This window comes from Streptococcus mitis B6 (assembly GCF_000027165.1).
Lineage (GTDB): Bacteria > Bacillota > Bacilli > Lactobacillales > Streptococcaceae > Streptococcus > Streptococcus mitis_AR.
In genome coordinates, this window is record NC_013853.1 from 1580972 (window position 1) to 1594062 (window position 13091).

Here is a 13091-nt window from a genome sequence, read left to right on the forward strand (position 1 = left end):
AAATGATAGCCGATAAAGCAATAGAAAAGATAGGAAATGACTAATTTTTTCTTTCAATCCTAATAAAATTAAAGTATAACATCTCCAAAATACTCTAGAAAAATAAAATACATATCATCAAATTTTTTCAATATCTGATAATATGGATTTTTCTGATTTTAAAGACTTTTTATCCAACCTCATGCGTTTCAAAAACGAAGAAGTTGAGCCTCAATTTGAATTTTTCTCTTTTCATACCTCCTTAACAAAAATCAATTCCTGTGGCTGGGACAAGGCTTCTCGGTACTCAAATCCTGCAAAGCTTAAACGCCGAGCTTCCTCCACCGTCTGCACTTGATTTTCTATCATAGCGGTTAAAAAGGCACCACGCGCTTTCTTAGAAATAGTTGAGTGAATTTTCAACTGATTACCCTTGTCCTCCATAAATTTGAAGGTCACCATTTTTTCTCTGATTTCCTTAGAAAATACAGTCTCAAACTCGGATGACAAGAGGGAGAAAATCACTTCTTCCTGCGTCACAGCTTCATCATAGACTGCCTTCCAATGGCTCTTCAAAGTCTTACCAGCGACTTTTAACTTCATCAAAAAGTCCAAACGGTGAGGTGCCATAGGTGACAAGGCTGGAACAACACCGTACAAGGCCGAGGTAATGAAGACATGATTTTCAAGATAGGCTTGTTCTACTTCGGTCAACTTATCTCTCTTGATATGGCGGTACATGAGCCCATCAAAAAGTTTCAGAGCTGGGTAGTGTTGAGCAGTTTGCCTTTTCAAAGCTTGGATATGTTGAAATTCTTCCGCCGCCTTTTCAACTGATACCTTGTAAAAACTCTCCAATTGACTAGCAGAATAGAGAGCCAAGGCATCCAGCACGGCCTGACTTTCTGATCTTAAAGGAGTTGCTTCGATACTCGGCAAGTCTGTGTTCATTTCTTTTGCTGTTGGGATTAAAATTTTCATATTGATAGTGTAGCATATTTTTTAGCCACAACCAAGAAATTCATCTGAAAAACCTCGGTTTGACCGAGGTTCCTCTATTTATTTGGGCCATCCTAACCAGACAGCCACGAGAACAAGGGCTATACCAGCTAAACTTGTTAAGATAGATAAGAATTTATCTTTTTTCTCCTTGAACTGAGAAAAACCTATCTTCAAAGCGAGCAATCCAAGTAGCATTGAAGCAACCATCAAATAAAACCCCATTTCTTTGTCCTCCATTAGGCTTATTTTACCTTATTATAACATATATTTCTTAAATAAGCCTTTTTTACTGTACTTTAAAGGTCTTGAGATAATTGTCTTTTCCTACTTGACCTTCGAAGGTTTTACCATTTTCAAGATAAGGGAGGTCATCTGATACTGAGGCCTTGACCTTGTAAATCTTGCCATCAACTTTAAAGAAATAGACAGTGTCGCCCTTGATAACAGCTGATTTGAGGTCTGCTACCACACCCTTGATGCTTTCTGTTGTTTCATTATCAATTTCAAGGTCGTTTTTATTGGCGTACTTGCTGAGTAGCTCTTCCACTGTCGTAGCTACGATAACATTTTGGTACTCGACTGCGTCTACCAAAGCATACTCTTTGACCAAACCAGCATTGTCCTTCAAGCCCATGATGTACAAAGGCTTGTCATTGAGGTTGATGAGGATTGGGAAGGTTGCCTTGTAGGATTTCTCCTGAACAGCACCTTCGGCTGATTCACGGGCTGATTCTTCGGTCGCAGAAGCCAAGCTATACTTCGTGATTTCCCCTGTCCGCATATTTTCAAGGATAAAACCAAGATTACTTTCATCTGCATTGGCCGACGTCACACCTGTGTAGAGATAGATGTCATTGCCGATAGACAAGTAATTATAGCCCTTGGTAGTCTGGGTCACGTTTTTCTTGGAAATCATAGCATTCCAGAAACCGTCCTTGTACTTGCCGTTGTAGTTGATTTGCTCAATAGTTTCCTCAGCTGGATAGACCCTGTCCACCCATTCTGGAACATCTGCCAAGCTGTATTCCTTGGTCTCTCCATTTGTGGCGTCCAATATAATGACTGAAACAGGACGAGGAACCGCTAAGCCAAACTGCTTTTGGTAAACTGTAGCCACATAGAAAGGATTACCCTCATCGTCCACCTCGAAAGATGGAGTTTTGAAGATTTTAGTTGGGTACTTCAAGCGCAGGTGACGCTTGACATCGCGGTTAAAATACTCCGAGTCCGAGTACTTGATTGGTGTCTTCAAGTCCACCAAATTGGCATTTCCTGTGACCATGTCCACCTTGATATACTCGCCGATTCCCTTAGCTTGATTATTAAACCACTTGATAGGGTCTGCATATTCTAACGGTGTAACCCGATAAGGTTTCCCATCAATCGTCAATTGGGTATAGGTGTCTGCCGCTACGTACTGCGACACCTTATCTGTTAGGGAACCCAAGTAGCGGTCACCAATTTTTTCAGCGGTACTTCTATCTAAGATAGGAACCTTACTGGTGTCAGTCTTAGGAAATTCAGTAAAGTCTTTTTCCGTCACCGTGACTACATTGGCATAATTTTTAGCCTGAAAAATGCTGGAAGTCACCAAGGAAACTAAACCAGCCAAGAGAAGAATTCCTCCAATAGAAGCAAAAAGAATTTTCCCTAACCGATTGATTTTGAAATCCTCAAAATTTAAAGCAGCTTCCGCCTTGCCGTGGCGCACATGAACTGTTTTGACAAAGTTTATCCCCTTGCCAAAGCCAAATAAGATTGCTACAAGCAGCAAATGCCCACAAAGGAAAAAGAGAAATTCCCAGCTGGTCAGGTTAAGAGGCGGTAAAAAGATATACCAGGTCGTTGCGATAAAAAGCAGTTCAAAGATTATCCGTTTCATTTGCTTTCCTCCTAAATGATTCGTCCTTCCAAGTGATCCAGTTCATGCTGGCAAATCTGAGCTGGGAAACCTGTCAAGGTAATGGTCTGTTCCTGCCACTTGCTGTCACGATAGGCAACCCTTATGGTTTCATAACGCTTAGTAGGTCTCACACCTGTCAAGGATAAACAGCCTTCTTCTGTCTCATAAAGTCCGTCAAAAGACAGGAGCACTGGGTTAAACATGACCACAGGAACCAAGCCAAGATTAAAGATAATCACGCGCTTCTGCACCCCAATCATATTGGCAGCCAGACCAACACAGGTCTCACGATTTGCTAAGAGCGTATCTTGTAAATCTCTGGCAAGATACAGATCTTCCTGACTTGCCGGCTGAGACACCTGAGATAAAAACAAAAGATCCTTCACAATTTTCTTTTCCACTTCCTCACCCTCCTCTTGATGTTTACTATATTATAGCAATTATAGCACAAAAGCCGATAACTGCAAGCCCTTTCCCTCAACTGTAGTAAAAAGCCATCCGAAGATGACTTTCTTTTTAAATTGCATTCTTGTCAAAACCGAGTTTGCGTTGAATAAACTTAACAATTTCGACGATAATAATCATTGAGAAGCTTCCGCCCATAACGATTCCCCATTGTGACAAGTCTAGTTTGGTTACGTGGAAGATTCCTTCAAGCGGTTCTACGACAATTGTTGCCATAAGAAGGATGAAGGATACCAAGATGGACCAGTTAAAGGTCTTAGACTTGAATGGTCCAACTGTCAAGATGGATTGGTAAACAGACTTGACATTGTAGGCATGGAAGAGCTGAATCAAACCAAGGGTTGCAAAGGCCATAGTAAGGGCATCTGCATGAATGGCATGATTGTCACCCACATGAACTGGGTAAGCAATCGCAAGACCATAAACACTCATAACAATAGCTGCTTGGAGTACACCTTGATAGATAATAGAACTCAAAACACCACCTGAGAAGAAGCTTGCCTTGCGTCCACGTGGTTTATGGTTCATGACACCAGGCTCCGCAGGTTCAACACCTAGAGCGATAGCTGGAAAAGTATCGGTTACCAAGTTGATCCACAAAAGATGAACTGGTTGCAAGACGTCCCAACCAAACAAGGTTGATAGGAAGATGGTTAATACTTCAGCAGTATTGGCAGAAAGTAGGTACTGAATAGTCTTTTGAATGTTTGAGAAGACCTTACGTCCTTCTTCCACTGCGACGATAATAGTCGCAAAGTTATCATCTGCAAGAATCATGTCAGAAGCCCCCTTAGAAACCTCTGTACCAGTGATTCCCATACCGATACCGATATCGGCTGTTTTCAGAGCTGGCGCATCATTGACACCATCACCTGTCATGGCAACGACCTTACCTTGTTTTTGCCAGGCCTTGACGATACGAACCTTGTGTTCTGGAGACACACGGGCATAAACAGAGTATTGACCAACGACTTTTTCAAAGTCTTCATCAGATAGTTCGTTGAGCTCAGCACCAGTTAAAACGTGTCCTTCTGTATCATTTGCATCGATGATTCCCAAACGTTTGGCAATAGCTTCTGCAGTATCTTGGTGGTCACCTGTAATCATAATTGGACGAATTCCCGCTTCCTTAGCCACACGAACAGCCTCAGCAGCTTCCGGACGTTCAGGGTCAATCATCCCAATCAAACCAGTAAAGATTAAATCATTTTCTAATTCTTCAGAAGTCAGGTTTTCTGGAATGCTATCGATAATCTTATAAGCACCTGCAAGGACACGCAAGGCTTGATGAGCCATTTCAGAGTTGTTTGTATGAATGAGGTTTGTAACCTTTTCGTCAATCGGAGCAATGTCCCCAGCCTTATCACGAAGAACACAACGTTTCAAAAGTTGGTCTGGCGCACCTTTAACAGCTACGAGGAAGCGTCCATCTGCAAGTGGATGAACTGTTGACATGAGCTTACGTTCAGAATCAAATGGCAATTCAGCTACACGAGGATATTTCTCTATGAAACCTTTAACATCGTAACCCTTATCCAAGGCATACTGGATGAAGGCTGTTTCAGTAGGGTCACCAATCAGGTTGCCTTCCACATCAATTTTAGTATCATTTGCCAAGACAACTGAACGAAGTAGTGGCATTTCAAGACCTAGTTCAATATCATCAGCTGAGTCATGTAGGACCGCATCGTAGAAGACTTTTTCGACTGTCATCTTGTTCATAGTCAGCGTACCAGTCTTATCAGAAGCGATGATTTCAGTTGAACCAAGTGTTTCTACTGCTGGTAACTTACGAACGATAGAGTTTCGCTTTGCCAAAACTTGAGTACCAAGGGCAAGAACGATAGTTACGATAGCTGGGAGCCCTTCTGGAATGGCTGCAACGGCAAGGGCAACAGAAGTCAACAACTCACCAAGTGGATCTTTTCCTTGAATGAAGACACCTACAACAAAAGTAACAAGGGCAATGACCAAGATTGCATAGGTCAAGACCTTAGAAAGGTTGTTCAAGTTTTGTTTGAGGAAAATATCCGTCTCATCCGCATCTTGGAGCATACCAGCGATATGACCAACTTCAGTGTACATACCTGTATTGACAACAGCACCAAGACCACGACCATAAGTCACATTTGAGTTTTGGAAGGCCATGTTGACACGGTCACCAATACCAGCGTCTGCAGCAAGCTCGACTGTCAAGTCTTTTTCGACTGGCACAGACTCACCTGTCAAAGCAGCTTCTTCAATTTTAAGAGAGTTGGCTTCTAGCAAACGTAGGTCCGCTGGTACCACGTCACCTGCTTCAAGAGAAACGATATCTCCAGGTACCAATTCTTTAGAGTCAATCTCCGACATATGCCCATCACGCAGAACGCGGGCAGCTGGACTAGACATGGATTTGAGGGCTTCGATAGCTTCTTCGGCTTTTCCTTCTTGGTAAACACCAAAGGCAGCGTTGATGATAACCACGGCTAGGATGATAATGGCATCTGCGATATCTTCCCCACCAGAAGTCACGACTGACAAGATTGCTGCCGCAACTAGGATAATAATCATCAAATCCTTAAACTGCTCAATGAATTTGACCAGGATTGATCGTTTCTCGCCTTCTTCGAGTTCATTGTGGCCAAATTCGGCAAGGCGCTTTTCCGCCTCACTTGATGACAAACCTTGCACGGTCGCATCCACAGCCTTCAAGACCTCTTCAGGACTCTGAGTGTAAAACGCTTGGCGTTTTTGTTCTTTTGACATGTGTCTCCTCCTTGACATTGTGTGCAAAACAGACTCTCTTTTCCCCATCGTATCTTTTCACGACAAACAAAAAGAGACCTGTTAATCCTAACAAGTCTCGCTGTTTAAGATAGGGCCGGAAAGCATACTTTTCAGTATAAAATTCGGAATGACGACACTATCACAGGTTTCTGCCAGCTACTCCCCTTGAGTAGTACTATTATACCAAATTTTGAAAAGTTTTCAAAGAGTAAAAACTGCCTTATTTGAATTTTCCCTTGAAAACCAGTATAATGGTAGAATGCTATATGACTAGAAAGGAAGTTGAATGAAGCAATCTATCTCAAATCTCAAGTTAGCTGAGCGTGGGGCCATTATCAGTATTTCGACCTATTTGATCTTGTCTGCAGCCAAATTAGCAACTGGGCACCTTCTCCATTCATCCAGTTTGGTAGCCGATGGTTTCAACAACGTATCAGATATTATCGGAAATGTTGCTCTTCTGATCGGGATTCGAATGGCGCGCCAGCCTGCTGACCGTGACCACCGTTTTGGCCACTGGAAGATTGAGGATTTGGCAAGCTTAATCACTTCCATCATTATGTTTTATGTCGGTTTCGATGTACTTCAGGATACCATTCAAAAAATTCTCAGTCATGAAGAAACGGTTATTGACCCTCTTGGTGCAACCCTAGGAATCATTTCTGCAGCGATTATGTTTGTAGTTTATCTCTACAATACTCGCCTCAGTAAGAAATCCAACTCCAAGGCACTCAAGGCCGCAGCAAAGGACAATCTTTCTGACGCTGTTACCTCACTTGGTACTACCATTGCCATACTGGCTAGCAGTTTCAATTATCCCATTGTGGATAAACTGGTTGCTATTATCATCACTTTCTTTATCTTGAAGACTGCCTATGATATCTTCATCGAGTCTTCCTTTAGTCTTTCAGATGGCTTTGACGACCGTCTGCTTGAGGACTATCAAAAGGCCATTATGGAAATTCCAAAAATTAGCAAGGTCAAGTCGCAAAGAGGTCGCACTTACGGTAGCAATATTTACCTGGATATCACGCTAGAAATGAATCCTGACTTGTCTGTTTTTGAGAGTCACGAGATTGCGGATCAAGTCGAATCTATGCTGGAGGAACGTTTTGGCGTCTTTGATACCGATGTTCATATTGAGCCAGCACCTATCCCTGAGGATGAAATTTTAGATAATGTCTACAAAAAATTGCTTATACGCGAACAATTGATTGATCAGGGAAATCAACTGGAAGAATTCTTGGCTGACGATTTTGTCTATATTCGTCAAGATGGAGAACAGATGGATAAAGAGACCTATAAAGCCGAAAAAGAGTTGAATTCTACTATCAAGGACATCCAAATCACTTCTATCAGTCAGAAAACAAAACTCATCTGCTATGAGTTAGATGGTATCGTCCATACCAGTATCTGGCGTCGCCATGAAACTTGGCAAAATATCTTTCACCAAGAAACAAAAAAAGAATAGAGAAATCCTGTCATGAGACGGGATTTTTCTATTCTTCTAGCTATCAAAGTCACTGAGATACTCATAGCGTTCGTATTTTTCAAGGAGTGCTTCGTTTTTCTCATCTAGCTCTTTCTGAAGAGTCGCTAGTTTACCAAAGTCGGATCCGTTGGCCTGCATCTCCTCTTCAATAGCAGCGATACAATCTTCCAAGGCTTCAATATCGCCTTCAATACTTGCCCACTCCTGCTTTTCTTGGTAGGTCATGCGTTTCTTGTCTTCTCGAACCTTGACGACTTTTTCCTTTTCGGCCTTTTGCACTTGATTGGCCACCTCTGTTTCAAAGACTTTTTCATCAAGGTAGTCGGTATAATGACCAAAGAATGGACGAATCTTGCCATCCTCAAAAGCCAGAATCTTAGTCGCTACCTTATCCAAGAAATAGCGGTCGTGACTAACAGTCAAAACTGGACCAGCAAAGCCTTGCAAGAAATTCTCCAAAACTGTCAAGGTCGCAATATCTAGGTCATTTGTCGGTTCGTCTAAAAGGAGAACATTTGGTTTTTCCAAGAGCAGTTTGAGAAGATAAAGACGTTTTTTCTCTCCACCAGACAATTTCTCAATCAAGGTTCCATGCGTCGAACGTGGGAAAAGAAACTGCTCCAGCAACTCTGCAATCGAAGTACTAGAACCACCGCTGGTCTTGACCTCTTCTGCCACTTCCTGCAAGTAATTGATCACTCGCTTACTTTCATCCAAGCCCTCAATTTGCTGAGAGAAATAGGCGATGCGAACAGTTTCCCCAATCACAACTTGTCCTGCTGTCGGCTCAAGAATGCCTGCAATCAAGTTAAGTAGGGTTGATTTCCCAACACCGTTATCCCCAACAATTCCAATACGATCTTTAGCCTGCACCAAGAGATTAAAATCTTGCAAAATGGGCTTATTTTCATAGGCAAAGGAAACATCCTGAAACTCGATGACTTTCTTCCCAATCCGACTGGTTTCAAAGTTCATGGTCAAGTCTGTCTCAGCAACGCCACCTGAAACATCCTTTTTCAGATCATGGAAACGATTGATACGAGCTTGCTGCTTGGTCGCACGCGCCTGCGGTTGTCTGCGCATCCAGGCCAATTCTTGTTTGTAGAGTTGTTCTTTTTTGTGAAGAAGAGCCGCGTCGCGCTCATCCTGTTCCGCCTTTAGGCGAACATAGTCCTGATAATTCCCCTGATATTCGGTCAAGCCTGCGCGATCCAATTCGAAAATCCGAGTTGACAAAGCATCCAAGAAATAACGATCGTGGGTAATAAAAAGGACGGTCTTCTTAGAATTTTTCAAAAAGAGGGTCAGCCACTCAATAGTCGCAATGTCCAGATGGTTGGTCGGCTCATCCAGAAGCAAGAGGTCGTGGTTGCCAAGAAGAACTTGCGCCAACTGGACCCGTCTTCTTAGACCACCTGACAATTCCCCAACTGGAGTAGATAAGTCCTGAATCCCCAACTTGCTAAGAACGGTCTTAACCTGACTCTCAATTTCCCAAGCTTGAAGAGAATCCATCTCTGCCATGACCCGTTCCAAACGCGCCTGCTTGTCCTCACTATAGTTGAGCATGATCAACTCATACTCACGAATGAGCTGGATTTCCTTGAGGTCGCTGGATAGGACCGTATCCAAGACCGTCTTGCTATCATCAAAATCAGGGTCCTGGGTCAAGTAACCAATCTGGTAATCATTCTTAGCTGAAAAGGGACTGACATCCCCATCAAAGCCAGAAACACCAGAAAGGACATCTAAAAGGGTGGTCTTGCCAGTCCCATTAACACCGATTAGACCAATTCTGTCCAAATCATGGATGATAAAGGAAATATCCTTAAAAACGGTCTTGTCACCGACGGATTTACTTAGTTTTTCAACGATAAAGTCACTCATTTTTTCTCCCTCAGATAAGCATGGATGGCTTGTCGGTCATTTTCCAATTCTCCATCGACAATAGCATACTCAATCTCTGTTAAAATCTCTCCCAAGTCTGGTCCAGGCTGATAACCATATTCCTTAATCAAAATGCCACCATTAATCTGGATTTCTTTCTTATCATGAATGGTCAAACTCTGGTAAGTTTCTGTGATGACTTGCGGGTTAACTTCTTTTCCTTGAGCCTGACGAAGATTTTCAGCCTGTAAAAGCAAATTCAAGTCAAAGCGGTAACAATCACGCTTACTCAATTCTCCCTTTTCACGCAAGGCCAAAATAGTCAGCAAATCCTGAACTTGCTTTGCAAACTGACGTGAGGTCTTCCAAGCCTTCAAAAATGGCTGCGCATTTTCAATCTCCAAAGCCCACAGTAAAGCCGCCCAGGCTTGTTCAGAGGATTCAAAGGTAAAATCAGTCTCTAAATTAAACAGTCTGTTGAGCTTGTCCTGGTTAGCTGCCATATCAGGGAGATAATCATAAGCTTGACTCTCAATCATGGAAACCAAGCCCCTTCTCCAAAAGGGAGCCAGCAAGAGTTTATCAAACTCAACGAAGGTACGCTCCACAGAAATTTTCTCCAAAAGTGGCGTCAAGGTTTTCATAGCTTTAAAGGTTTCTGACTCAAGTTCAAAGCCAAGACTAGCCTGAAAACGGAAGCCACGCATAATCCGCAAAGCATCTTCGTTGAAACGCTCACTTGCCACTCCAACTGCTCGTAAGACTTGCTTTTCCAAATCTTCTAAACCATGGAACAAGTCAATGATTTCTCCTGTCTCGTCCAAAGCAAAGGCATTGACTGTAAAATCACGTCGCTTGAGGTCTTCTTCTAGCGAGCGAACAAAAGAAACCGCACTAGGTCTACGATAGTCCACATAGACATCTTCTGTCCGAAAAGTAGTCACCTCATACTCCTCGTCCCCATCTAAAACCAAGACAGTCCCATGCTCGATTCCGATATCGGCTGTTCGCGGGAAAATCTGCTTGGTTTCTTCTGGATAAGAAGACGTCGCAATATCCACATCATGGATAGGGCGATTGAGGAGGGCATCTCGAACAGAACCCCCAACAAAATAGGCCTCAAAACCTGCTTCTTTAATTTTTTCTAATACTGGTAAAGCCTTCTGAAATTCAGAAGGCATTTGCGTTAATCTCATAATAAGTGTTCTAATCCATAGACAAGCTCATGACGCTTGACAACTTCTTTAATTCCCAAATTCACCCCTGTCATGAAGGAGCTGCGATCATAGGAGTCATGACGGAGTGTCAATCCTTCTCCTTGATTGCCAAAGATGACTTCCTGATGGGCTACCAAGCCTGGCAAACGTACTGAGTGGATCCGCATGCCATCAAAATCAGCACCACGGGCACCTGCAATCAATTCTTCCTCATCAGGCGCACCTTGCTGGGTAGACTCTCGAACTTCTGCCATTAACTCAGCTGTTTTAATAGCTGTTCCGCTCGGAGCATCCTTTTTCTTGTCATGATGGAGCTCGATAATCTCCACATTTGGGAAATATTTAGCAGCCTGCGTCGCAAATTGCATGAGCAAGACAGCACCCAGGGCAAAGTTAGGGGCAATTAATCCACCCAAATTTTGTTCACGAGAAAATGCTTTTAGCTCTGCAATTTCTTCACTTGTGAAACCAGTTGTTCCAACTACTGGAGCAAAGCCATTCTCAAGGGCAAAGCGTGTATTTTCGTAGGCAACAGCTGGTGTAGTAAAGTCTACCCAGACATCTGCTTTAAAGCCTGCCAAATCAGCCTTATCCTTGAAAACAGGAATACCTTGCCATTCTGACTCAGACTCAAAAGGATCCAAAACTGCTACCAAGTCCAAGTCTGGATCAGCCAAGACCATCTGACAAGCAGCTTGCCCCATTTTTCCCTTAAAACCAGCAATAATTACTCGAATACTCATCTCTACTCCTGTCTAAGATACAAAGGACGATAGCTGCCCTTGAAAAATAGGGAATGACGCTGACTTTCCATGAAAGGCAAGACAGGCATCTTTTTTCAAGAGGCAGGTAGTCCGTGTTCAATTGCTAAGATACAAAGCCTATAGGAACACAAAGTGAAAATAGGAGTTTTGATCAAGAAGTGTCTACTTCTTGGAAGAACTATCTTTTTCACACAGGGTTCCAGGCGTGTTCAATTATCAAGATACAAAGGACCTTAGCTGCCCATGAAAAATAGGGAATGACTCTGACTTTCCACGAAAGGCAAGACAGGCATCTTTTTTCAAGAAGCAGGTAGTCCGTGTTCAATTTCTATGATACAAGATTTCTTAACTAGCCTAGAAACGCCAACTAAATCACTGGAATATAACCTAGAGCAATACTTCCTGCTCCTAAGTGGGTCCCAATGACACTACCAAATGTCGCAAGTGAAATATCCGTACCTACCTCAGAATCAAGCAAGTGCTGACGCAATTCTTCAGCCTTTTCAGGAGCATTTCCGTGAATAACAATGATACGGTATTGGCCTGAAGCTGTGGCTTCCTTGATGATTTCAATTAAGCGCTTTGTGGCTTTCTTTTCAGTACGAACTTTTTCGTAAACTTCAATCACACCTTGGTCGTTGAAATAAAGGATTGGCTTAATGCTAAGCAAATTGCCCAAAATAGCAGCACCATTTGAAAGACGTCCACCTTTTACCAAATGATCCAGGTCATCTACCATAATAAAAGCTGACGTACGGCTGATTTGAATGGCTAGCTTATCCTGAATGCTGGCAAAATCATAGCCCTGGTCACGCCAGTTAAAGACGCTTTCAACCATGATACCCAACGGAGCACTTGTAATCAAAGTGTCTGGGAAAGCAATAGTTAAACCCTCATATTCATCTATCATATACTGAATATTTTGGTAAAAACCTGAAATTCCAGAAGATAGGAAAAGCCCCAAGGCATGGGTATAACCTTGTTCTTTGAGCGAAGTTAAGATTTCATCTAACTTGGCAATACTTGGTTGACTAGTCTTAGGCAATTCAGAAGCCTGAGCCATTTTTTTGTAAAATTCCTCAGCAGTCAGATTGATGCCTTCGACATACTCCTTACCATCAATATTGACAGGAATATCCAAGACATACAAATCTTCTCTTCGCAAGGTATCTATACTGAGATAGGCAGAGGAATCTGTGATAACAGCTAATTTCATATTAGAACTCCAAATTAATTCCTGGTAAGTCTAATGCAATTTCAGTTACTTCGTAAGTCAAACGGTTGAGCATGTTCAAACATGGACGAGCAAGGTTTCCACTCTTCTTGGTCAAATCACTGGGTTCGTTAACGATACGACCATCGATATGGTTCACCTGTGAAATGGTTCCACTGATGACAATTTATCAAATACAATCATGAAACTCAAGACAACAATCAAGGAAGTCACTTGATTTTCTTGGTCATGTTGAATCAATTGGAAGTTCACATCCACCTTAGTTTCAGGAGCTCCATTTTCATTTTCCCATTCAAAATTACGCGCATCAAAATGATACTGACTAACAAATTCTTGTTCACGTTTAAGATTCATGTCTTTCTCCCTTGGCTACAATATT

At 42.4% G+C, this 13091-nt stretch carries 10 protein-coding genes and 1 pseudogene; 1 reads left to right on the forward strand and 10 read right to left on the reverse strand.

All coding sequences use genetic code 11. The features are described 5' to 3' along the window. Nucleotides 1-231 precede the first annotated feature (231 nt). From yaaA to SMI_RS07820, 5 genes are all read right to left on the reverse strand, one after another. Nucleotides 232-960: a peroxide stress protein YaaA gene (yaaA, locus tag SMI_RS07800; RefSeq protein ID WP_000697791.1), complete on the reverse strand. Its 729-nt coding sequence runs from the start codon at nucleotides 958-960 to the stop codon at nucleotides 232-234. A gap of 78 nt (nucleotides 961-1038) precedes the next feature. Beyond that, a complete protein-coding gene (locus SMI_RS07805; protein ID WP_000508267.1) occupies nucleotides 1039-1203 on the reverse strand; it encodes a YczI family protein in 165 nt (54 codons plus the stop codon). 64 nt (nucleotides 1204-1267) lie between these two features. Further along, nucleotides 1268-2863 carry a hypothetical protein gene (locus SMI_RS07810; protein WP_000821217.1) on the reverse strand — a complete coding sequence of 532 codons (1596 nt, stop codon included), beginning with the start codon at nucleotides 2861-2863 and terminating at the stop codon, nucleotides 1268-1270. An 11-nt stretch (nucleotides 2864-2874) separates the two neighbouring features. Then, a complete protein-coding gene (locus SMI_RS07815) occupies nucleotides 2875-3285 on the reverse strand; it encodes a peptide deformylase (protein ID WP_000412237.1) in 411 nt (136 codons plus the stop codon). Nucleotides 3286-3400: 115 nt separating this feature from the next. Further along, entirely contained in the window at nucleotides 3401-6097 is a 2697-nt protein-coding gene (locus SMI_RS07820; protein ID WP_000032423.1) for a cation-translocating P-type ATPase, read from the reverse strand. A 307-nt stretch (nucleotides 6098-6404) separates the two neighbouring features. On the opposite strand from SMI_RS07820, the gene mntE reads away from it, so the two are divergent. Continuing rightward, nucleotides 6405-7589 (forward strand): CDF family manganese efflux transporter MntE, encoded by a 1185-nt coding sequence (mntE, locus tag SMI_RS07825; protein WP_000813926.1) that lies wholly within the window; start codon nucleotides 6405-6407, stop codon nucleotides 7587-7589. A 36-nt stretch (nucleotides 7590-7625) separates the two neighbouring features. Here mntE and SMI_RS07830 read toward each other — a convergent pair whose 3' ends face one another. From SMI_RS07830 to SMI_RS07850, 5 genes and pseudogenes are all read right to left on the reverse strand, one after another. Continuing rightward, nucleotides 7626-9497 (reverse strand): ABC-F family ATP-binding cassette domain-containing protein, encoded by a 1872-nt coding sequence (locus SMI_RS07830; RefSeq protein WP_001279110.1) that lies wholly within the window; start codon nucleotides 9495-9497, stop codon nucleotides 7626-7628. Then, on the reverse strand, nucleotides 9494-10693 hold the full coding sequence (locus tag SMI_RS07835; RefSeq protein ID WP_012972563.1) for a CCA tRNA nucleotidyltransferase: 1200 nt from the start codon (nucleotides 10691-10693) through the stop codon (nucleotides 9494-9496). The genes SMI_RS07830 and SMI_RS07835 overlap by 4 nt, the downstream gene beginning before the upstream one ends. Continuing rightward, nucleotides 10690-11457 (reverse strand): 4-hydroxy-tetrahydrodipicolinate reductase, encoded by a 768-nt coding sequence (dapB, locus tag SMI_RS07840; RefSeq protein ID WP_000027870.1) that lies wholly within the window; start codon nucleotides 11455-11457, stop codon nucleotides 10690-10692. The genes SMI_RS07835 and dapB overlap by 4 nt, the downstream gene beginning before the upstream one ends. A gap of 388 nt (nucleotides 11458-11845) precedes the next feature. After that, nucleotides 11846-12694, reverse strand: coding sequence for a DegV family protein (locus SMI_RS07845; protein ID WP_000762183.1), 849 nt, complete (start codon nucleotides 12692-12694; stop codon nucleotides 11846-11848). A gap of 1 nt (nucleotide 12695) precedes the next feature. Then, nucleotides 12696-13066: pseudogene (locus tag SMI_RS07850) on the reverse strand (DUF1149 family protein). Between the last annotated feature and the right edge of the window lie 25 nt (nucleotides 13067-13091).